This window comes from Desulfobacter curvatus DSM 3379, from assembly GCF_000373985.1.
GTDB classification, from domain to species: Bacteria; Desulfobacterota; Desulfobacteria; order Desulfobacterales; family Desulfobacteraceae; genus Desulfobacter; species Desulfobacter curvatus.
Genome location: NZ_KB893052.1, coordinates 1 through 22,254, shown reverse-complemented (window position 1 = coordinate 22,254; position 22,254 = coordinate 1). Strand labels below are relative to the sequence as shown.

Here is a 22,254-nt window from a genome sequence, read left to right as displayed (position 1 = left end):
TTTGTCATTGTTTCATCGTCTAATGATTCTTTTAACTGGTCCGGCCTTTTTATGCCGACACGAGTTGTAACGTGATTTCTGCGGCAACGGTTTCATCTAATGTTACCGTTGCGGTAACCTCCCTGAAATCTTCAAAGGCGAAGCTATTTTGGGTCCGGGTGATAAGGGTTGCACCCACAGGAAGGCTATCCATATGGAAAACAGCGGATTTAACACCGGCAATCCATCCCATGTTGCCGTCTTCTTTTCCCCGGGTCTTCAACCGCTTGATACTGTTGTTGATTCCGGCGGTCTGGGCAGCCAGTTCCACCATGACAATGGGGCTTGCCGATCCCGCGCAGACAAGGGGCCAGTGATCCCCCACCACGGCACTTGACACGCTTAAGAATTCATTCACCTCAAGAATCCGTTCAACAAGAAGCATCCGGTTCCTGTGGGGAAGAAGGTCTTTAATGGGAAATTCCGTGGGATTCATCCTGTGTCCTGTCTGTTCATTATCTGCAACCCTAACTCGCTTTGTTGACCTGAAAAAGGATAAAACTATACCGGCTTTTTATGTTAGTGTAAAGTTACAAAAAATGCTCTGATCCATAATCAAAGCGCCTTTCTTCATTTTTAGTTGTTTTTCTTCATTTGATTTTGTAGGATAATCGCTATTAATCGATTTTAATTCCCCCAAACAAAACAGTTCGAGAGGTTTTCATGTATAAAAAATCAATTTTTATTTTTATGGCGGCACTCTCTTTTTTTCTAAACAGCGCGATGTTTTCGCCTAAAAATTTCTATTACGTTGTATTTGAAGAGAATCCCCATATTGAAAATATGAAGATTTATTCCAAAGGCATAGAAATCGGGAAAATTCTGGATCAAGACCTTAGCAAAGAAAATAAACTGATTTTAACAATAGCCATAAACAGTGATTATAAAGATTTAATTAAAACCGACACTGTCTTTTATGCTGATGAAAATTCTCTTTTAATTCAAGTGTCGGATGCGGATACCCAGGCCCTGCCCGAGAAATCATTTATCCTCGGATTTGCATCGCAGCCGAAACTTGTCTGGTTTAAAGCAAAAAATAAATTGAAAGATTTTTCAACAGCCGCGCAAAAAGAGATCCAAAAAATAATAGAATCTTTTAAATAACGGCCACGGGCCGTCCTTGGTCTATCTACACCCAGGCTTCGGCCAACGACAAAACATTAAAGTAATTCAATAGGATAGGAATTACCATTTCCTAACACCTAACAGCCCGTCAAGGGGCGATAATTGATTCATCGTCGTTACACCAGGCAACCATAAACGAACAAGCGCTTACTTAAAGAGGAACAGCATGAAAATCGATATTGGGCCTGTCACCCGGCTTGAGGGCCACCTCAATATTAATACAACAGTAGAAAACAATATCATCACCGATGCAAAAAGCATGGGGGAAATGTTCAGAGGTTTTGAAATTTTCCTTTTGGGACGTGACCCGCTTGACGCCCAGCAGATTACCCAGAGGATCTGCGGCGTATGCCCGTATGCCCATGCCATTGCCTCTTCTTATGCCCAGGAAGCAGCCTACCGGCTTAGGACACCACCAAACGGCAGAATTCTTCACAACCTTATCCAGGGTGCCAACCATTTATACGATTATCTTTTGCATTTTTATCAGCTTTCTGCCCTTGATTTTATAGATGTTACGGCTATTACGGGTTATACCGGCAAAGATGCTGATCTGGTCCATTTGAGAGACTGGGTCAACCACGCGCTGGGCAGCGGAGAATCCTATCCGGCAGCGCCTTTTTTGCCCCGGCTCTCCGGAACCTATGTAACGGATACGGACATCAATATCACCGCTTTAAAGCATTATGTGGAATCTCTTGAAATCCAGAAAAAAGCCAACCGGGCCTCTGCCATTTTCGGCGGCAGGTTTCCCCATGCCACGGGGATTTTTCCCGGCGGCTGCACCCGGCCGCCCGACATTGACGCCATTTCGTCTTATCAGGCACTGATTCGTGACGTTAAGTATTTTATCCATCACAAGTATCTGCCCGATCTTCTGGCCGTTGCCGGCGCATTTCCGGAATACTGGAATATCGGCCAAAGCAAAGGCGGCTTTATGTCTTACGGCTTGCTTCCCTTTGGGCCGGAACCGGACAGTCCCAGACTCCTGTCGCCCGGCGTGTTTCTTGACGGAAAAGTTGAAGCGGTGAAATCAGATGCCATTACTGAAGATGTTAAATTTTCCAAATACAGCTCCCCATCCGGCCGAAAGGTCTCCCAGGGCAGCCTGACCCCGGCTCCGCACAAAAAAGGCGCCTATTCCTGGGTAAAGGCACCCCGGTATGACGGGCATATGCTGGAAGTCGGACCGGCGGCAAGGATATTGGTGGATTATTTACAGGACGGCAATAAAACCGTCAAGCAGCTGGTGGACCGGTTCGCCGGCCTGGCGGACATTGGGCCGGAACAACTCAATTCGGTCCTGGGGCGGCACCTGTGCCGCGCCGTGTCTGCCGTCGTAATTGCGGATTTCCTGCTGGAGCAGACCGAACAAATCAATCCGTCTGCGCCATTTATACCTGAGATAAAAATACCGGAAACCGGAGAAGGGTTCGGCCTCACCGAAGCATCAAGGGGCGCCCTGCTTCATTATATCCGGATCAAAAATTATAAAATCGACCATTATGAATGTGTGGTGCCGACCACATGGAACTGTTCTCCCAGAGATGACAAAGGCACGCCCGGCGCATTGGAGTCCGCCCTTATCGGCACCCGGGTTGAAGATCCTGCGCAGCAAATCGAGGCCAACCGGATTGTGCACTCTTTCGATCCATGCCTGGCCTGTGCAGTTCATTGAGGTCTAACTTCGGAGGAAAAACCCCATGATAAACAGACGCGATTTTTTAAAACTGGCTGCCTGTCTCGGTGCCTCCCTTCCCATTGCCGGGCTTCCGTCAGCGGTCAGAGCCGCTTTGAAAGCCGTTGATCCAAAATCCGTGCCCAAATTGATCTATCTTCAGGCACAATCTTGTACCGGGTGCTCCGTATCCCTGCTGCAGGCCGAAGCGCCCGATGCGGTCTCCATGATCACCCATTATTCCAAGCTGGTTTTTCATCAGGATCTGTCTGCCGCATCCGGAAAACAGGTGCTGGATTTGATAGACGCTTATATCAAAGGGGACGCCGGGGATTATTTTCTGGCTGTCGAAGGGGCCATCCCCCTAAGGATGCCCGAAGCCTGCGTCATCGGCGAAAAACCCATTGCCGACTATCTGAGTGCTGCCGCCAAAACCATGAGTGGTGCTGTTGCCATCGGCACTTGCAGTTCTTACGGAGGTATCCCGGCGGCTGAAGGCAACCTGACCGGCGCTGTCAGCCTGAATGATTTTTACAAAACAATAAATAAAAAACCTCTCCTGATTTCCATCCCAGGATGCCCGGTGCACCCGGACTGGGTCTGGAAAACCATTATCCACCTGGTAAAAATAGGCCTCCCGGAACTTACGGATACCCGGCCGGCTGCTTTTTTCAGCCGGAAGGTCCATGAATTGTGCCCCCGGTACCATGATTTTCAGCAGGAAATTTTTGCTGAAAAACTGGGAGATAAAGGCTGTCTTTTTAAACTCGGCTGTCTGGGGCCGGACACGTTTTCAGATTGCCCCACCCGGTGGTGGAACAGTGGGCAGACCTGGTGCATTGATGCCAATGCCCCTTGTATCGGCTGTGCATCCCCCATGTTTGCAGCGAAAAAGGCGTTTCCGTTTTACCGAAACGCTGAAACCGCCATTCCCGGAAACTTAGGAGAAGAGTTATGAAATCCCATCTGTTCGGCCGACTCTCCATCACCTATAAAATCATTCTCACGGTGGTTATTGTATTGTTGATCTGTCTTGCTGCTTCCGTCGCCCTGTTAAACCGGTTTGTGGATAACCAGATGCGGCTGACCTACAATCAGTCCGTTTACACCTTGTTCAACTCTTTTGAAGACGGCGTGAAAGGATCGCTTGAACGGGGCCAGATGAAAAATTTCCAAAAACTGCTCCTTCACCAGAAGCAAATCAACGGGGTCATTGAGGTCAATCTCTATGACCGGAAAGGCGCGGTTAATTTGTCGTCTAATACCCTGGACAAGGCAGAACCCCTTCCCGAGGGACTGTTGTCCCGAATCTGGGAAGAAAAGGCGCAAATCATGCAAAAAGATGACAACAGGCTCGTTATTTTCGGGCCCCAGCCCGTTGTTGCAGACTGTATCCGGTGCCATCCGACCTGGAAAAAAGGAGAAATCGGCGGTATCCTCTCCCTTGCATACGATCTTAGCGCACTAAATACGGTTATCTCCAAACTCAAGTATTTTACCACTGCCGGATCAGCCACTCTTCTTTTTATTATGAGTTGCATGGTTTTTATTGCCATCCAGAAAATGGTCAAAAAACCAATCTTCAGCGTTCTCAGCGGACTGAAGGATGCGGCCGAAGGCGAAGGAGACCTGACCAAACGGCTAAACATCACTTCCGCAGATGAACTGGGCACGCTTTCCAAGTGGTTCAATACCTTTGTTGAAAAACTGCAGGGGATTATCCGGGATATTGCAAACAATTCCGAAAAGCAGAACACCTCATCAGACGAACTTCTTGGAATTTCAAAGAAAATGTCAGATGCTGTCGGTATGATGACTGAAAAGTTCGATGCCGTGGCCGCAGCAGCTGTGGAGGTAAGCGACAACATGACGTCAACGGCCGCAGCGGCTGAGCAATCCTCCAATAATATTGAAATGGTCTCTTCTGCGGCTGAAGAGATGAGTACCATGATTGGCGCAATCGCCAAGAACACTGAAGAAACCCGCAAAAACAGCCACTATGCTGTCTCCAAAACCCAGAAAGCAACCGACAGCATTAAAACTCTTGAGCTAAGTGCCCAGGAAATCGGAGATGTGGTTGAAACCATTAACGATATTTCCGAACAAACCAATCTGCTCTCCTTGAACGCGACCATTGAAGCCGCGCGTGCCGGTGAAAGCGGCAAAGGTTTTGCCGTGGTGGCCAATGAAATCAAATGCCTGGCACAGCAAACAGCAGATGCCACTCATGAAATTCAGGGAAAAGTCCTTCGTATTCAGGATTCGACCCGCCAGGCCATTTCTGAAATTGTAGAAATCAGCAATGCCATTGACAGTGTCAATTCCATGATCGACACCATCACCACCTGCGTGGAAGAACAGTCCGGCACAACGCGTGAAATTGCCGGCAATGTCAGCCAGGCAGCCTCGGGAATCCAGGAAGTTTCCCGTAATGTGATGGAAAGTTCGAAAAAAGTTCAAAAAATTGCAAGTGATATTGACGATGTTCACCAGGCTGCCCTTGGCATGTCGGACAGAAGTTCGGAGATAAACGTCAGTGCGGACCGGCTAAGCCAGATATCCAAAACCTTGAAAACATCCGTGGATCAATTTAAAATTTGATTTTTTGTGCGCCTTTGAGGCGTTGTGCGAGAATAAAATTAGAATTACTGAAACCAGAATTGATTTGATTTTATAGTTGAACAAGGATTATTATATGTATAGTAGTCATTAGGATGTAGGGGCGTGGTTCTTGGTTCTATTTTCGCCCATTATTAGTCATTTCATAAAATGAAAGATTAAGTTTGATAAAATACAAATATATCCAAGTTGATCCGTCAAAATTTATAGGCTTTCTGGGTGAAATTAAAGCCAAGCACGAATGTGTAGATCTAATTAACCCCGGTATGCCCGGGAAAGGAGGTTTCCATGAACAGGTCCATTCATAAAATTATTGATGAGCAGGTAAAACGGTGGGAAAGGCAAAAGAAGCAGGGTGTAAGCCCGGGGGATGCCTGCAATGTGATTACCATTTCGAGGGAACGTGGAAGCCGTGGACAGGAGGTGGCTGAAGCGCTTGCCAAGGCGTTGGGCTTTGACCTATTTCACCATGAAATCCTTGAAGGTATGGTCAAGGAGACCCGGGATTCTTCTGATAGGGCTAAGACTCTGGTTGAAACTGATGGGGCTAAGACTCTGCTTGACACCCTTGATGAGAAGAAAATGAATATTGTGGAGGACCTGGTTGCCGCGCTGGTCCACAGACACCATCTCTGGCCGGACGAGTATTCAAAAATTTTGCTTCGGGTGCTCAATACAATCGGCAGCCACGGCAATGCCGTTATTCTAGGAAGAGGAGGCAACTTTGCCTTAAAAGACATTAACGCCCTAAGGGTGAGACTCGTTGCCCCTGATGACATGCGCCGGAAGGTGGTACAGCAGGCCGAAGGGCTGAATGCGGAAGATGCCCAGAAAATGATGGTCAGCACCGATGCCAACAGGACCGCCTATATCAGGCGGTATTTTAATGCCGATTCCCAGGACCCGGCAAACTACGACCTGGTTTTAAATACGGGCACCCTGTCCGTGGAAAAGGTGATCAGCATTATCCAAGCGGCTTTGGCTTAGATTGTTTCGTATAGAGACGCTAAGTGCTTGTCTGGCCTGAGAATCCGTGAAACACCGGCGTTTATAGTGTAGGGGATTGAAAAAATTCCAATCCCCTTTACGTCTTACCCCTAAGGTTAAATTATTCCGGTCTCATTCCTAAAGACGCCGTCAGCACCGCCATTGCCGTTTTATAAGAAAGTCTCCAGCAACTAACTGGATTCTTTTTATCTTTGTTGTGGGCTGAGTCTGGGTGCTGATAGACCAGGTCAGCCCATGGCTGTTATTTTAAAAAACCTCTGATGATTCTGTCCACGGCTTCATCGTAAGTGAGCCCCAAGCTCATCAGTTTGATCAATTGATCATTGGCGATTTTCCCGATGGATGCTTCATGGGTTAACTCTGCGTCCGGGTGCAGGGCACGCAGAGCGGGTACCGTCTCATTCACACCGTTGTCCATGATGATGGCGTCACATTCGATATGGCCAAAACTTTTGGCCCTTGCTTCCACGTTGGCGTAGAAATCCTGTTTGGAATTTTCTTTGATCACGGATCGGGAGACCAGGTTTGTCTTACTGTCATCTCCCTTGAGAACAATATTGTTTTCCGAAACGGCGATCTGGTGTCCTTCGGTCAAGATCCGTTCTGTGACAAAAAGAGAACTGCCCGCGGCCAGTTCCGCTTCATTCACCCGTTTTGCCTCGTCCACGCCGCCGATCTGGGTCAGTTCCATCTCCACCACGGCGTTTTCGTCCAGATATACCTTTGTGGTGGGATTCAGGCTTCGTTTGCCTTTTCCGTCACCTGTGGCAACGTGTTTCTCCTGGTAGCGGATGGTGGCATTTTTGCCCACCCGGAATTCATGGATGCCTTCATGGCCTTCATTCTTGCTGCCTGCGCAGTGGATGCCGCATCCGGCAACAATGGTGACATCGGCGCCTTCCCCAATGATAAAGGTGTTGTATACTACGTCATGCAGACCGGCCTGGCTGAGTATCACCGGGATATGCACCGATTCATTGGTCACGCCCGGTTTGACGGTCACCACAATACCGGTGTTGTCTTCATTGGGTTCGATGTTGATATTGTCCGACACATTACGTGACAAAAGTTGTCCGTTTTTTCGGATATTGAATGCGCCCAGAGGAATACCGTCCAGGTCCGCCACAGCCTTTAATAAATTTTTATCTATAGCATCTAGCATCAATCTCTCCTTCACATACATCTGTGTATCCGCAAACACTTAAGTCGCCCAGCAGCGGCATGGCACCTTCCAGATCACCGGTATAGGCAATCTGGCCCTGCCTTATGAGCAGTAAACAGTCTGCTGCTTCGAGGAAGGCCTTGTTATGACTGACCACAATGGTGGCTGTCCCATTGTCCGTGATCTGTCGCTTGATCAGCGCAACCATGGGATCAATGGTCCAAAGATCTATGCCCGTGTCCGGTTCATCATAGATCGCCAGGCCGGGATTGCGGGCAATGGTGGTGGCAAGTTCGATTTTTTTTATCTCGCCGCCGGACAGCTTGGAATCCACAGGCTTGTCAAGAAAATCCAGGGAGCAGAATCCCACCCGGGCCAGGATATCCATCAGTTTTCCTTCGTCATCGGTACCGGCGGCAATGGCCAGCAAGTCCCTGAAGGTCACCCCCTTGAACCGGGCGGACTGCTGAAACCCATAAGCGATCCCTTCTCTGGCTCGTTCGGTGATGCTCATATCCGTGATATCTTTGCCCTTGTATATGATCTGTCCCCGGGTTGCTTTGTTTATCCCCATAATGGTTTTGGCCAAGGTGGTTTTTCCGCCGCCGTTGGGGCCGGTAATGGCGTAAAATTTTCCTTTTTCAAAGGTAAAGCTGATGCCGTTAAGGATGGTTTTTTCGGCATGGCCGTTGCCTGCTTCTTCGTCAGGGACGGTAAAATATATATCTTTAAGTTCCAGCATCCTTTTCCTCTCTTGCTGATAATTAATTAAAAGCGAATGCGTAATTAACTTGGTCAATCTATTTTGTACATTAAATGTATCGCAAAAATAATGCCGAAATTTTAAAAGATAAGGGGTGAAATGATTATTTAATCGTAACCATTTAAAATAAAAGATAAAATATTGTCTTTTATTTGAGTGGGCAGGAGTTGGAACGGCGGCATATCTGTGTCAAAAAAACGGCTATGAAACAATTTTGTATTATAGCCGTTTTATGATGGTGTTTTTTAAGGTGGGGGGCTAATATTCAGCCATACCATAGGCATAACAACACAATAACGTAACATTTAAGGCGTTGTCAGGCCTGCCGGCTCCCACGGGTTGCCGCCTGCTTCTCGTATTGCGTTGAACATGGTTTCATCCAGATCAAATTCTTTTGCAACAGACACAAATTTGTCCGGTGATGACAGATATGAGGCGGTATACAGAATAGACGCAGCCTTGGGTGTCTCCTTTGGGTAGAGCCCTTTGAGCGTGTTAAAATCAAAGCTGAGTGCAACCCCTTTGCCTTTTTTGAGTTTTTGATCCCAGATCAGGACCATGCCTGCCGGATTGGGGATGGAGATTTTTTCTTTTTGTTCTTCGGATAAAGGTTTTACTACCAGACCTCTTTTGCCCGGGGTCTGGTCCATGACCACCTGGAAGGCGTCTTCCTTGCACCAGACCGGACTGCTGATAATTGTGTACTTCTGGCCTTTTCCCAGGGGGTAGTGATCCAGGATAAAATGGGCCATAAGATAGCCCGAGGTCAGACCGGGGCAGATGTGGTTGTGAAGTTCGGCGGATTTTAGAAAATCGTAGGGTGCCCCTTCGGCCCAGGCATTTGCCAGGGTCGCCAGGGTGAAGAGATCTTTGCCTGCCGCATATTTATCTTTGGCATCTTTCCAGAAATTGGGATCTGAAACGGTTTTGGGGGCAAAATCAAGGGTGTCGACAGCCCATTTTGAGTTGTCTGCACTGATGATTACAGCGCTTCTGTCCGATTTTTTGAAGAGCATGATGCGCAAAGGCGCATCCTGTGCCCGCTGGAAAAAGAGCAGATTGCCCTTTCCTACTATGGCACCGGTGGCCTCCTGAACCTGTTCCAGAATGGGCAGGCTTGATTTCCCGTCCGTCATGACGGCCGTTGCGTTGGTTAGTACCAGAAAATTTCGATCTGCCTGGATGACCTGCAGGGTGGTCATGGCCTTTTCAATTACGGGTGTAATGGAGGGCATTGCCGCAAAACCCTGGGCTGCAGTAAAAACAAAGATTAAAGCGGTACAGAAAATAACAAAAGAGCGTTTCATGCGAAAGTTTCCTTTCCTGTAAATGGTGGGGTGATTCCCCCGGATGTTCCGGGGGCGTATGTTTTAAGTGGGCGGCCGGCACATATTCTCCGTTGACACACCGGGTGTCCACTATATTTTGATGGTGAATGTGACGCCAACTGTCCGGTCTGTGGCGGGATACCCCGTGCTGTCATAATAGTCTTCGTCCAGCAGGTTCTTTACATAGACGTTTGCGGTGCCGTTTTTCAGCCAGCCAAGCTGTTCAAAACATTTATACTCAAAACCAATGTCCACCACACTGTGGGCCGGGATATCCACCGTGTGAAAATTATAGACATCATCGGCAATTTCTTCGGAGACCTCTGTGGTTTCATCGCTCTGGTAGGTGTAATCCAGCATCAGGGTTGCTTTTTCGTTAAAGGCATAGCGCAGTCCAATCCCGACCTGGTGCTCGGCCCGTTGGTCCAGTTCGGTTTCCCCGGCCGGCTCATCCCCTTGGTTTTCAAATTTTTGCCAGGCCCAACTCAGATAAAACGAGAGTTCCGGCGTGATATTGCCTGACAGCTCAAGGGTGGTGCCATGACGGTAGACCTCCTCCAGGTTGACTTTATAGTCACTGTACCGCAGCGCCCCGGCAGTGGGGCCTGAATATTGGGCAAAGCTGCTGTTGGTGGCGATGAAATCCTTGATGTCGTAAAACGCATAGCCGGCTTTCAGGTTAATGTTGCCCCAAAGCCTGCGGTTTAAAATCAGGTCATATCCCATCCCGTGTTCCGGGTCCAGGGTAATACCGGCAGGCCGTCCCTGGGGGTTGTAATCACCGTGGTAGTCCGGGGCGTGCCAGATTTTACTGATACCGGCGGAAAGAGTGGTGTCCCGGAACCAGGCGCCTAAATGGTCCATATGCCAGGTTGTCATGGATTTGGGGATGATCTGGTCAAAGTCCCGTTTCACATATTTGCCGTAATATGCATTGTGCAGATTGCCGTTGGACCAGTTGCTGACCCAGGTGTTGACATCCTCGTACCGCAGCCCCAGGGTCATGTCCACATGGGGAATAATGCCGAGTTTATGCTGGACAAAGACGCCTTTTTTGCGAACTCTCTCTGTTTTGCTGTCGTCCACACCCTCATCAAACAGCTGGGTAAAGTCGACACCAACGGTGGTCTCACCCCCGGCCCATTTGATTTCGTCCATGATTTTTCCGCCTTGCTGCCACCAGTCCGTTTCCATGGAGGTTGGTACGGTTCCTTTGGATCTGTCTTCGGCGTCTATCCATTCCAAATAGGCTCGGTCCCGGGTCTCCTCCCCGTAATAGGCGCCGGCAGAGATTCGGTTGAGCCCCAAGGTCTGTGCGTAATTGAAACGGTACGTTTCGGCCGTGCTGTCCCAGGTGGGGTCCTGACAAGGATCCCAGACACTGCCCGTTACCTCGGGGTACCCGGAATCGAAGTCTGTTTCATCGTCTTGTGTCAAACCGGGATTGTTGACCGGTGAATCCCGGTCAATGTCTGATAAGGAAGCTGAAAAGGTGATGTAGCCATCCCCGGGGAGTATAAATCCCAGGCGTCCGAATCCGATGTTGGTTTCGGTTTCACTGTTGCGCAGATACCCGTCGGTCATATAATTCTGGTATGCAATATCGTAAATAAATTTTTCCACCCCACCCTGGATAACGGCTGTGTTGGAAAAAGTGTCATATGACCGGTATCCCGTTGTATACGTCAATTGCGGCACCCGGGTCTCGTATTCTTTGGGTGTTTTTGTTTTCATGTTTAATACCCCGCCGATACTTTTGGCATCATACAGGGCCGAATGGGGGCCGGGAAGGATTTCAACGGACTCCAGCAAAAACGCGGGCAGTTGGGCCCAGTCCACAATGTTGCTTGATTTTCGGCCGCCGGTTTTTTGAAGGGTCACGCCGTCCATGGCCGTGACGAACCGTTTGGCGCTGAAGCCGTTCAAATAGACGCTGTCCACCCCGGGGTCCAGGTCTGATGCGCCTCTGAAATCCACCATGGCATTGGTTTTGATTGCATCCAGCAAAAAGGTGGGCTCTCCGATGAATGTGATATTTTCAAGTTCAATGGTGGTCTGGGACGGTGTTGTTTTATACCCTTGGACCCGGGCTTCGTCTTCCACAACCATCTCTTCTATTTCCTGAACTTTTGGGTTGGCCGTGTCTTCGTCAGCTTTTTTTTCATCCGCCTCCAAAGGGCTTATACAACAGAGGAACAACATCAGGGTGGCTGCAAACGTGCAGCCTTTCAGTAAGTGATTTTTCAACACCGCCTCCTTCTTTTTGTTTCCCGGCACATCACCGGTCGTTTAATAGGTTAACGTTACATCTGACTGCTTCTGTTGAGCTGGGCAATGGCAGCCAGGGCATCCTTGCGCTGGCGTTTATATTGTGCTGCCTGTTCAAACGCGCTGCGGCTGCCAACAAGATCGTTATACTGCCAGGCCGCATACCCGGCCATCAGCCAGGCCTGCCCCTTTTGGGAACAATTTTTCCGGGCAGCGGTTCTGAACGCCTTATCCGCCGCCTTATAATTTTTTGTTTCGTACAGGACATCGCCTTTCAGCAGCAGAAGTTCCGGATTCCCGGCCTGGGGATCAAATCGGTTGAGCACTGCCAGGGCCTTGTCTCCCCGGCCCATTTGGCGGTAGGCACAAACCAGCCGGTTGATTATCTGCCTGTTTTGATTTGGGGATGACTTTTTTTCGTTGGAACCGGTAAGCAGGGTTTCATATATACGGGCGGCCCGGGCAGGGACGTTCAACTGCAGGCTTAGGTCTGCAAACAGTTTTTTTTCCTGCCGGGTCAGCGGGCTTATAAAGCTGTAGATGATCAAATCCTCAAAGGCGTTGGCATACTCTCCCCTGGCCAGGCGGATATGAACCAGGGCCTTCCACCACCTGGCTTCGGACGGAGCCTGCCGGCTCAGGGTGCCGGCAAGGTCCAGGGCTTTGCCGGTGTCGTTAATGGTCAGGTAAATCTGCAGGAGAGCCTCCTGCCATTTAATCCGGGATTCTCCCTTGGATTGGACAATCAGGCCCCTGATCACAGGCGCGGCTTTTTTCCATTGCTGGGCTGTTACCAGGGCATTGGCATAGTTTTCCCGCCATTGCCGGGTAACCTGGCCCGGGTGAGCGGAAAATAAAGATTCGAATCTGCGGATCGCGGTCTGGGTTTTGCCGTCGGTGAGCGCCATAACTGCAGCGTAGTACAGGTATTTGGGATTTTGGGGATCAGATAGTTGATAGGCGGCCAAAAATGCCTCGCCAGCCTTGGCGTTCCGGTTGGTGTCCGTATACACCTTGGCCAGGTTAACCTGGGCATCCAGATAATTTTTGTCCAGGGATAAGGCCGTCAGATATGCCGATTCGGCATGGCCCACTTGTTTTTGCATCAAAAAGCAATTACCCAGGGCCAGGCAGACAATGGGATGGCTGCACGGGGCGTTGCTTTTTGATTTGGCCTGGTCCGCCTGGATGAGCTTGACAGCAGCGGCATAATCATTTTTGTCCATGGCTTTCCTGACGTTGATCAGCAGACGCTGAACAGCCACAGGCATTTCTTGATTTCCTTGGGCCAGGGCCTTTGCCGGCGGGAAGAAGGTCGTGGCAGCAAATGCCAGAATAACGATGACGGTTTTTAAATTCGGATTCATGAAACACCTCAATTTAATAGCATAGGAAATTTCATTTCCTGATAGCTGTCAGCTATCAGCTATCAGCTAACAGCTCGCCCAAGGGGCGTTAATTTAATTCAAAACGGATGCGTGTCCTGGCCCGGGTCTTTACAATTTCCCGGTTGACCCGGCCGGGTTTGAACCGCCAAGCCGCAACGCACTGCATCACGCTGTCGTCAAATATTTTTTGGGGTTCTGCATCCAGGATTTTTATGTCCTCCACACGGCCCTGTTCATTTACCGTGAATTCCACAGATACCCAGCCTTCAATGGCCTTGGCCTTAGCCCGGAAGGGATACACCGGCGGAACCCTGGAAATCACCGTCAGGGGCTGATCCAGGTCTCCGGAATCAAAAAGCGTGTCAAGGCCGAGGGTGTCCAGGGATGTTGACATCACTTCGGGCACGGCAATGGTGGCCGGCCCCTGGGGCAGCCGGGGATTGATCTCAAAGGGCATGGAAAGAGACCGGGTGGTTTGCCGGTTCATCCTGGGTTTGACCGATTGCTTTTGCGGTTGGGCCTTGGGCGGGGGCGTCTTTTTTTTCTTTTCCGGTTCAATGGTTGAACGCCGCAGCCGGGTGAGCTGGATTTGTTGAATCATGGGGCCCACCTGGGGGAGAGTCTCCTGGGGCTTCATCAGGTTGGGAATGACGGAAAAAAGCACCAGATTCAGGGCCAGGGTACCGGCCAACGCCACGGCCCAGGGCCGCCATCCGCCTGCCAGGTCAAGGGGATGTGCCACGGTTTTCATTGCCCCTCCGGAAGGGCTGCCGCCAAAGATACATTAGAGGCGCCTGCCAGGCGGCAGCCGTCCATGACCTGGATGGCCACACCGGTGTCGGATGTCTGGTCCGCCACCACCACCACGGCCCCCTCGGGATTTTCGGCCAGGGCCCGTTCGGTATTGGCTCTGACCGCCCGGATATCGATCTCCCGGTGATCCATAAAAACCCGGTTCTGGCTGTCCACGGCAATGAGGATGGTGGCTTTGGATTGGGTGGTTGCGGTTGATGCGGTGGGCCGGGTGACATCAATGCCGGTTTCCTTGACAAAGCTTGTGGTGACAAGGAAAAAAATCAACAGGATAAATACCATATCAATGAGCGGTGCCATGTTCAGCTCCACCGCGCTTTTTTTATGTTTTCTGCTTGTTGAAACGTTTAACATGGATTGATCTCCTATAGATGTCTTTTCAGGTATAAGCCCATCCGCTGGATGCGTTGGCTTAAATGTTCGGCCCGCCGGTCCAGAAACCCTTTCATGTAAAGTCCCGGAATGGCCACAATAAGACCTGTCTGGGTGGTGATGAGGGATTCTGAGATACCGCCGGCCATGGCTTTGGCATTGCCTGTGCCGAATATGGCCAGAACGTCAAAGGTGGTGATCATGCCGGTGACGGTGCCGAGCAGTCCCATGAGCGGGGCCATGGCTGCCAGGACCCCGATCACTGACAGGGACCGGGTCATCCGCCGGTTGATCCGGGCCACTGCCGCATCCAGAAGGTGGCGGTCCAGTTGGGCGGAGCCGGAGCGGTTTTGAATGAACTCCGTGACGAGGAGACTGACGGCCCCGCGGTATACTTTGGGGTCGGGCAGGGTGTTTTCACGGACCAGGGAGAGGGCGGTGCTGCTGTTCATGTTTTTTTTGTAGAGCCGCCTGAAAAAAAAGGCCCGTTCGAGAATCAGCAGCCACATGACAAGACTTAAGATGACCAGGGGCACCATGACCACGCCGCCGGCCCGGATCAGGTCTGTCATGAGCTCAAGGTTCTCCCGAAGAAACTCCGGCATCAGGCCCCCTTGAATTTTTGGACGATATTGATCAATGCCATGGCCTTTTCTTCCATCATTCCCACACTATTTTCCACGGACCGGCTCAAAAGGGTGTGGGAGAGCATGATGGGAATGGCCACGGACAGGCCCAACATGGTGGTCACCAGGGCCTCGGAAATGCCGCCGGACATCATTCGCGGATCGCCTGTGCCGTGCATGGTGATGACATGGAAGGTATCGATCATGCCGGTAACGGTTCCCAACAGCCCTAACAGGGGCGCAATGGCTGCCAGCATGCCCATGGTGGACAAAAACCGTTCCATGGGGGGGATTTCTTTAAGAATGGCTTCCTGGACCGCATTTTCCATGTCTTCCCGGGGAAGGTCACGGCTGTCAACCCCCGAACGGATGACCCGGATAACCGGATTTTTACTGTATTGGTCGCAGGTTGCGGCACACGCATTCCAGTTTTGGTCTCCGGCCTGGGTTTCAATTTTACTGCACACGGTTTCAAGGCTGATTCTCCGGCGTAAAATGAAAAAGATCCGTTCCAGAGTGATCAACGCGCCCAATGCCAGAATGGCTATAATAGGCCAGACAATGGGACCGCCCTTGGGAATCTGGTCCATCAGGCTTAAATCGTGAATCAGTTGGTTCAATGCCCCACCCCTGGAAATGTCCATGGGCACGGCATCACTTTTACCTTCCATATACCGGGTAAGCTGTTTCTGCATGGCCGAGGTCGGCAGTTTGGACAGGGCATACAGTTTTTTCTCTCCATGGGCATAGTTGAGAAATCCGGATTCCCCGCCCGTTCGGTATGCCCCTGTAAACGCCCCGATGATCAGGATTTTGCTCTCCTGGGCTTTTCCTTTGCGATTGACGATTGTGCCGGTTTCCAGGCTGACGGATCCGCCTTGGTCAATCTGGTCAAAAAGCAGATCAGACATGGCTTTAATCTGAGCCATCCCGGGAATGACTGAACTATCTGTCATTGTGGATAAAAACTGGGTATCCGGGTGGTACACCCCGGTGAGAAAACTGTCATCCAGAAGGGAACGGATGTCTTTGGCGTTCATGCGGATGACACCGGACAATTCCTGGATCGTGCCCTGGGCGTCATCCAGTTTTGCGGCCAGTTGGCTCTCCTGGGTGGCCAGCCCTTCATTTTCAGATTTAAGAGCTTTGAGTTCAACATTAACAGCCGTAATCCGCTGCTTTAAATCCGCAATGGCCCGGTTCAACCGGGACCTGTCCGCTAGAATCTGCCGGCGGCTTTCACTGGCCGCCTTTTGGGCGGCAGACAGTTCTGCTGCCGCCTTTTGTTTCATGGACTCTTCAATTTTCCGGGTTTCGATGCGGATTTCCCGCATATCCTTTGCCCATGCCGGCTGGCTGAAAAGCAGCATGACACCCAGAACCGCAGCGATGATTGTATACTGAGGGGTGCGTTTCATTGGACCACGATCCTTCCTAAGGGCAGGGTTAAAATCTCAACGGGCTTGCGCTTGGAACCCATGTCTATGGCGGCCTGAATGGCTTTAAGGTATATGTTCTCCAGGGGTTGCCATACCTTCTGGGCCGGGTTGAAGAATCCGCATTGCTGTTTGTCCAGGGTTTGATAAAAAAGGCGCAAGCGACCCAGTCGGAAGATGTTGGCCAGGGTCTCTTCCCCGGAAAGGGGGATCGTCTGCTGGTAGACTTCAATGGTTGTGCCGTATTCGGTTTCCACCAAAAGGGCCTCCATCAATTTTCTGAATTTTTCGCTCACCGGGACTTGCGGATCAGCGTTTAATTCTTCAAGGGCCTGAATCCTTTTTTCGCGCTCCGCCTGTAAAAAAGGCAGATCTTGGGCGTTTAATTTTTTGATTTTGTCTAATAACTCGCAAAGAAATGGAGACATCTGGGCCTCAATATCGGCAATATCCGCCAGCTGCTTTGTTTGTTGGCTTATGTTTGAAATCAGGGCCGTTCTCCGGGCAGTTTCAGTGTTTCGTTCCTGTTTAACCATGGCCAGTTCTTTTTCCAGGGCTTCAAACTCCAATGCTTTTTTTTCTCTTTCAGTGCGCCACTGGACCTCCTGGACTTGAGTTCTCCGTTCAATTCCCACCGCCTCATGCACAGGGGCTTCGATCTTTTTTTTCACATCCCCTGCCAGGGCATCATAGGACCATGACATTGTAAGTATTAAAAAGGCCTGCATGGCAAATTTGCCTTTGTTCATCTTCTTCTCCGTGTTTTCATTTCAACTGATCTTTTCAGTTAAAACGAATTAGATAGAAAATAAAAAAGCCAAAAAGGATCGTTGTGTCCAAAATCTCGACACGTCTACCTTCTTGGCTTCAGTTAATTTTATGAGTACTAATATAGTGCTTTATCGCATGCGCCTTCTTGACGCGGTTTGCTCTTTAAAGCATATCGATTTTTTGTTGTCAAGGCGTGATCTGAAGAGGGTTTTACTGATAGCTGATACTTAAATTTTAGAATCAAGTCCCTTTTTATTTATCCTTTATGCTTTTCTTGACAAAAAGTATATTCCTATCCTATGACACTGATCATTTAGATATAGTTGAAGAAAGGACCGGCGCCAAGGCGCGGTATGTGGGATAAGGGATAGAATATGAAACCAAAATGGAGAGTTCTTTTTTGCGATGGTAAGGAGCACGCTTGTCCGGTTACGGACTTTATCAATTCTCGTCCTGAGAAGCATCAGGTGAAGCTGCTAAGGTTGCTGGGACTGTTGGAAGAGCATGGCCCAACCCTGCCGAGACCCTATGCTGATGTGCTGCATGATGGGGTTCACGAACTTCGGTTTACCCTGTCCCAGGATCGAATCCGGGTCCTCTATTTTTTTTGCTATCAGAAATTCATCGTATTGTATGAGGTGTTTTTCAAAAACACCCGTAGAGTGCCTGAAAAATATATTGATCAGGTCATCGCTTACCGGGATGAGTTTTTGTCCCGGGTATCTGAAAAAAAACTGGAGAAGATCAGCCGTGCTCTTTTTTAAAGAACTGCTGGAAGAAAAATTTACGAATAAGTCTTTTTTATCCCTTTATCATAAGGAATGTCACATTTGTACCGCAACGATGAATGTGGTGGCCCGGATGGCTCAAAATGAAGACACCCGGGATGAAATATTGGCGTTGCTGGGTATTGATCCGGCTGAGTTTGAGGCGCTTGAGGCGGGTGATCACTGCCGGCCGTTACAGGTCGTCCGGCTTCTCAACCATTTCGGGATGGATGCATCCGAGGTGACTTCACGCTGCCCAAGGTTTTCCAAAGAAATGAATTCCGGCGTTGCCGGATAAAACCCAACGATTCAATGAGTTGAATTCAGACACTGTATCCCTTTTTTAAACGCTCGGGATTGGTGATGTGTTTATCTCCTCCAGTTTTTGAATGATTGTCCGTATCGTCTTTCAGCATATACACCAGCGACCACCCGGGCTCGGGAACGATTTGGCTGTCGTGGGCATACACGTGAAGCCGGTTGGTTTTGTCCACGGCAAATAAGAGCAGGGCCTTTGAGCCGTGCTTTTCCGTGAACTGTTCCAAGGTGAATTTTTCTGTCAGTTTTGTGGTGATAATCTGTCCCCCCCGGGCCAGATCGGTGGCCATAGCCGGATATGAGGCTGTTTTTCCAAACAGAATTTTTCCATGGTTCTGGATGGACATCCGATCGGCACTCAACCGGTCATTTTCCATGCGGGAGGGCAGAATATAAATTTCATCCGCCCCCAGTTCCAGACGATAATGAATGGCTACCGCCAGGTTGGCCGCTTCATGGGGAAACAGGGCGAGCACTCCGCGGATGCCGACCAGCTGAATATGCCGGTCCGCATGTTCCGACACGGGATTGCCGAAATATGTGGGCAGCCCTTCGTTTTTGGCCTTCATTACCTGATCCCACCCGGTATCGGCCAGTTGAACCTGAAACCCCAGATCCATTAAGGCTTTTCCAATGGCACGCGCCAGTTGATTGGCTCCGAAGATGACAAAGCCGTTGGGCGTGGGTTCGGCCACCTTAAGCCACAGGGCAATGGGACGTGCCGTAACGCTTTGCACGATGACCGTGGAAATAATAATAAAAAAGGTCAGGGGCACCAGGACCCCGGCATCCGGGCAGCCTTCCTTCTGTAGCTGGGTGGCGAACAAGGCCGAAATGGCTGCTGCCACGATTCCACGCGGGGCAATCCAGGCCAGCATATGCCGTTCCGGCCAGGTAAGGCTGGAGCCGATGCTGGACACCATGATGTTCATGGGACGGGCCAGAAATTGAATGGCGATGAATAGAAAACTCATCCCCCAGCCCAGGGCCATGAGTTCATCAATACAGAGCCTTGCGGCCAGCATAATAAAGAGGACGGAAATCAGCAGAATACTGATGTTTTCCTTGAAATCAAGAATATCCCCAATGGGCACATCCTTCATGTTGGCCAGCCAAATGCCCATGACGGTGACTGTTACCAGGCCCGATTCATGCTGCAGATAATTGGAAAATACAAACGCGCCAAGAACCAGGGAGAGGGCAAACAGGTTGTGCATGAATTCTGGGATCCAATGTTTGCGTATGGCCATACCAAACCCGTAGCCGCAGACCACGCCAATGGCCGAGCCCGTGGCCACCAGCCGGACAAACACAAGTGTGGTATGGCCCATGGCCTGCTGGGCTGATCCGGATATGATGAATTCATAGGCCAGAACCGCCATGGCTGCACCGATGGGATCCACAATGATGCCTTCCCACCTGAGGATATTGGCGATGTTATGGTTGGGCCGGACCGTTCGCAGCATGGGTACGATCACAGTGGGGCCGCTCACAGATGTGATGGCCCCCAGAAGCACGCTGATTTGCCAGGACAGTCCCAACCCCAGGCGGGCGGCCAGGGCCGTGATGATCCAGGTGACCAGCATACCGTAGGATACCATGTTTCGAACTACGATATGAAGCCCTCGAATTTCTGCAAAATTCAATGTCAGGCTGCCCTCAAACAGAATCAGGGCCACGGACATGGACACAAAGGGGAAAAAAAGATCCCCCATCATTTTTTCGGGGTTCAAAAGTCCCAGCACAGGGCCGGCCAGGATGCCGGTGATCAGAAGAAAAACAATTCCCGGAATTTTTACGCGCCAGGCCAACCATTGACAGGCGGTGGCTGCGACCAGTATCCCGGAAATCTGTATGAGCGTATGTTCATTCATCTGTTTTTAGCCGTTATTATAAGTTGCTTTGTATCCATCTGAACTCCATATGGTTCGCCGCTCAATGTAACCCAACAGGTTTTCATTGACAAGGCCAAAGCCGAGAGCCTAAACTGACCCCAATGTGCAGAATCAATGCGCAGCATTCCGAAACGTACGCCTGAAAAGACAGCACCAAAGAAATCGAAATACTCATTTCAAAACTTAGAAAAGGAGGGTGAATGGACAGAAGAAAATTTTTAAAACTTTCAGCCGGTGCGGGTGCCCTTGCACTGTTTCAGCTGACCGGTGTCAGCTGTAAAGGCCTTGGGGGAGGGGTGAAAATTCAGGAGTCTTTGCCCTACAAAGCCGATGCCCTTGAACCATATATTTCTGAACGGACAGTTCTTGTTCATTATGGGAAGCACCATGCCGGCTATGTAAAAAAATTGAACGGTATGATTAACGGCACCGCCTACGCTGATCTTCCCATCGAAGAAATTATTCAGAAAACCTACGGCAGCACCGACGAGAAGGGTATTTTTAATAATGCCGCCCAGGCTTTTAACCACACCTTCTATTGGCACAGTATGAAACCGGGTGGCGGCGGTGAGCCTACCGGTGCCATCGCCGAAAAAATTCAAGCGGACTTCGGAAGTTTGTATGAATTCAAAAAAGCCTTTGCATCTGCGGCGCTTTCCCAGTTCGGCAGCGGATGGGCATGGCTGGTCAAAGACGGCGATAAGCTGAAAATCATCAAAACTGCAAACGCCGATACACCCATTGCCCAAGGGCTGACTCCGCTCCTTACCGTTGATGTCTGGGAACATGCATATTATCTGGATTATCAGAACCGCAGAGCGGACTATGTCGACGCATATCTGGAACATCTGGTCAACTGGGAATTTGCAGAAACCAATCTGGCCGGGTAGAGGCTAAATTCATGCCCTGTTTCGACATAAAGCAGGGCATATCTCTCCTAAGCGTATCATCCATCTTCGGCAGCATCTTCCAGGACCCCTTTGTTGGTGCCATTGACATAGGGGACACCTATTTGAAATTTTCATTTAGAGAATGTTCTTTCTCTGCACCTGGTTCTTTTTTTTCGTGTTCGCCACGATAATTCCCTGGGGAATTTAAAACTCTTTGCTTATACGATTTATATTCATCATTCTTGTTAGCTTTGATTGACATTTTTATATACTCATAATATTGACTGCTCCTGAATTGGTCATATCTTTATCTATAAGAGCCACGGTTTGAACAATTTTTTCATCGTGGTTCGACCCACAACGAATATTGAAACATCTCTGTGGGTTACAGAGAGTTTATTATAATAAAGTGCCAATAAGTTGCTAAGTTACTTTCATATTTTGTTGTGGGTTAAAGCCTGGGTGTTGATAGACCAGGTCGGCCCATGGCCGTTATTCAGGCTGTCAGTGACGGATAAAAGAAAAAGGTGATGATATGAAAAAATTTCAGTGTACGACCGGTGGTAAAATATCCACAGACAAAAACGAGATCTGTAACGCACAGAACAAAATAGGGGCAGTTTATATGTGTCACGACTGCGGTAGCAAGAGCAGTCAGGCAGAAGGTATTTGCAATCCCGTCAAAATGAAACCTTCTTATTTTTGCGGCACATGCGGGAACGCTGCCGTTGAAAAACGCGCTTTGTGTGAACCTGTTAACACGACAGCGACATATAAAATTATAGACGGAGTCTTTTTTATCTGATACACTTCCGGCCTACATGAAGAACTGTGGAGGAAGCTGTGAAGATCAATTTTGATATCTTGGAGAATAAAAATCTATTCATTGGGTCATTGAAAGAATTGCCATCGGCAGAACTGATGCAAGTTTGTGGGAGTGACCTGGAACCTTTATGGGACGAATTGGTTCAAAGGTATCACTATTTAG

The 22,254-nt window shown here is 49.6% G+C and carries 21 protein-coding genes; 9 read left to right on the top strand and 12 right to left on the bottom strand.

The window, feature by feature from the left end; translation table 11 throughout:
* Nucleotides 1-49: 49 nt before the first annotated feature.
* Nucleotides 50-475, bottom strand: a complete 426-nt coding sequence (locus B147_RS0110995; protein WP_020587253.1) for an ApeP family dehydratase — start codon at nt 473-475, stop codon at nt 50-52.
* Between the two features lie 227 nt (nt 476-702).
* Between B147_RS0110995 and B147_RS0110990 the strand changes: the two genes are divergently transcribed.
* From B147_RS0110990 to B147_RS0110970, 5 genes are all read left to right on the top strand, one after another.
* The gene (locus B147_RS0110990) at nt 703-1,143 is read left to right on the top strand and encodes an MlaD family protein (protein WP_020587252.1); all 441 of its coding nucleotides are present in this window, start codon (nt 703-705) and stop codon (nt 1,141-1,143) included.
* Nucleotides 1,144-1,330: 187 nt separating this feature from the next.
* Nucleotides 1,331-2,842: a nickel-dependent hydrogenase large subunit gene (locus B147_RS0110985; protein WP_020587251.1), complete on the top strand. Its 1,512-nt coding sequence runs from the start codon at nt 1,331-1,333 to the stop codon at nt 2,840-2,842.
* Nucleotides 2,843-2,867: 25 nt separating this feature from the next.
* Entirely contained in the window at nt 2,868-3,800 is a 933-nt protein-coding gene (locus tag B147_RS0110980) for a hydrogenase small subunit (protein WP_020587250.1), read from the top strand.
* Entirely contained in the window at nt 3,797-5,443 is a 1,647-nt protein-coding gene (locus B147_RS0110975) for a methyl-accepting chemotaxis protein (RefSeq protein WP_020587249.1), read from the top strand. The genes B147_RS0110980 and B147_RS0110975 overlap by 4 nt, the downstream gene beginning before the upstream one ends.
* A gap of 306 nt (nt 5,444-5,749) precedes the next feature.
* Nucleotides 5,750-6,448, top strand: a complete 699-nt coding sequence (locus B147_RS0110970; RefSeq protein ID WP_020587248.1) for a cytidylate kinase-like family protein — start codon at nt 5,750-5,752, stop codon at nt 6,446-6,448.
* A 262-nt stretch (nt 6,449-6,710) separates the two neighbouring features.
* Here the strand turns inward: B147_RS0110970 and B147_RS0110965 are convergent, their stop codons facing one another.
* The 10 genes from B147_RS0110965 to B147_RS0110920 all read right to left on the bottom strand — a co-directional run bounded on the left by B147_RS0110965 (nt 6,711) and on the right by B147_RS0110920 (nt 17,374).
* Nucleotides 6,711-7,631: a SufB/SufD family protein gene (locus B147_RS0110965; protein ID WP_020587247.1), complete on the bottom strand. Its 921-nt coding sequence runs from the start codon at nt 7,629-7,631 to the stop codon at nt 6,711-6,713.
* Complete coding sequence (locus B147_RS0110960) at nt 7,612-8,373, bottom strand: ABC transporter ATP-binding protein (RefSeq protein WP_020587246.1); 762 nt, start codon at nt 8,371-8,373, stop codon at nt 7,612-7,614. Before B147_RS0110960 ends, B147_RS0110965 begins: the two co-directional genes overlap by 20 nt.
* A gap of 326 nt (nt 8,374-8,699) precedes the next feature.
* Nucleotides 8,700-9,701 (bottom strand): FmdE family protein, encoded by a 1,002-nt coding sequence (locus tag B147_RS0110955; RefSeq protein ID WP_020587245.1) that lies wholly within the window; start codon nt 9,699-9,701, stop codon nt 8,700-8,702.
* Between the two features lie 111 nt (nt 9,702-9,812).
* Nucleotides 9,813-11,969 (bottom strand): TonB-dependent receptor, encoded by a 2,157-nt coding sequence (locus tag B147_RS0110950; RefSeq protein WP_020587244.1) that lies wholly within the window; start codon nt 11,967-11,969, stop codon nt 9,813-9,815.
* 56 nt (nt 11,970-12,025) lie between these two features.
* Entirely contained in the window at nt 12,026-13,357 is a 1,332-nt protein-coding gene (locus B147_RS0110945; protein ID WP_020587243.1) for a tetratricopeptide repeat protein, read from the bottom strand.
* 88 nt (nt 13,358-13,445) lie between these two features.
* Nucleotides 13,446-14,129: an energy transducer TonB gene (locus B147_RS0110940; RefSeq protein ID WP_020587242.1), complete on the bottom strand. Its 684-nt coding sequence runs from the start codon at nt 14,127-14,129 to the stop codon at nt 13,446-13,448.
* Complete coding sequence (locus B147_RS0110935) at nt 14,126-14,545, bottom strand: ExbD/TolR family protein (protein ID WP_020587241.1); 420 nt, start codon at nt 14,543-14,545, stop codon at nt 14,126-14,128. Before B147_RS0110935 ends, B147_RS0110940 begins: the two co-directional genes overlap by 4 nt.
* Nucleotides 14,546-14,556: 11 nt before the next feature.
* Entirely contained in the window at nt 14,557-15,168 is a 612-nt protein-coding gene (locus B147_RS0110930) for a MotA/TolQ/ExbB proton channel family protein (protein WP_020587240.1), read from the bottom strand.
* Nucleotides 15,168-16,607 (bottom strand): MotA/TolQ/ExbB proton channel family protein, encoded by a 1,440-nt coding sequence (locus tag B147_RS0110925; RefSeq protein WP_020587239.1) that lies wholly within the window; start codon nt 16,605-16,607, stop codon nt 15,168-15,170. Before B147_RS0110925 ends, B147_RS0110930 begins: the two co-directional genes overlap by 1 nt.
* Nucleotides 16,604-17,374 carry a DUF3450 domain-containing protein gene (locus B147_RS0110920; RefSeq protein WP_020587238.1) on the bottom strand — a complete coding sequence of 257 codons (771 nt, stop codon included), beginning with the start codon at nt 17,372-17,374 and terminating at the stop codon, nt 16,604-16,606. The genes B147_RS0110925 and B147_RS0110920 overlap by 4 nt, the downstream gene beginning before the upstream one ends.
* 396 nt (nt 17,375-17,770) lie before the next feature.
* On the opposite strand from B147_RS0110920, the gene B147_RS0110915 reads away from it, so the two are divergent.
* Nucleotides 17,771-18,160, top strand: a complete 390-nt coding sequence (locus B147_RS0110915) for a type II toxin-antitoxin system RelE/ParE family toxin (RefSeq protein WP_020587237.1) — start codon at nt 17,771-17,773, stop codon at nt 18,158-18,160.
* On the top strand, nt 18,147-18,461 hold the full coding sequence (locus tag B147_RS0110910; RefSeq protein ID WP_020587236.1) for a hypothetical protein: 315 nt from the start codon (nt 18,147-18,149) through the stop codon (nt 18,459-18,461). Before B147_RS0110915 ends, B147_RS0110910 begins: the two co-directional genes overlap by 14 nt.
* 25 nt (nt 18,462-18,486) lie before the next feature.
* On the opposite strand, the gene B147_RS0110905 is transcribed toward B147_RS0110910, so the two are convergent.
* Nucleotides 18,487-20,355, bottom strand: a complete 1,869-nt coding sequence (locus B147_RS0110905) for a cation:proton antiporter (RefSeq protein WP_020587235.1) — start codon at nt 20,353-20,355, stop codon at nt 18,487-18,489.
* A gap of 221 nt (nt 20,356-20,576) precedes the next feature.
* Here B147_RS0110905 and B147_RS0110895 point away from each other — a divergent pair, with 221 nt between their 5' ends.
* Nucleotides 20,577-21,266 carry a superoxide dismutase gene (locus tag B147_RS0110895; RefSeq protein ID WP_020587233.1) on the top strand — a complete coding sequence of 230 codons (690 nt, stop codon included), beginning with the start codon at nt 20,577-20,579 and terminating at the stop codon, nt 21,264-21,266.
* A gap of 535 nt (nt 21,267-21,801) precedes the next feature.
* Complete coding sequence (locus B147_RS0110885; RefSeq protein ID WP_020587231.1) at nt 21,802-22,071, top strand: hypothetical protein; 270 nt, start codon at nt 21,802-21,804, stop codon at nt 22,069-22,071.
* Nucleotides 22,072-22,254: the final 183 nt, after the last annotated feature.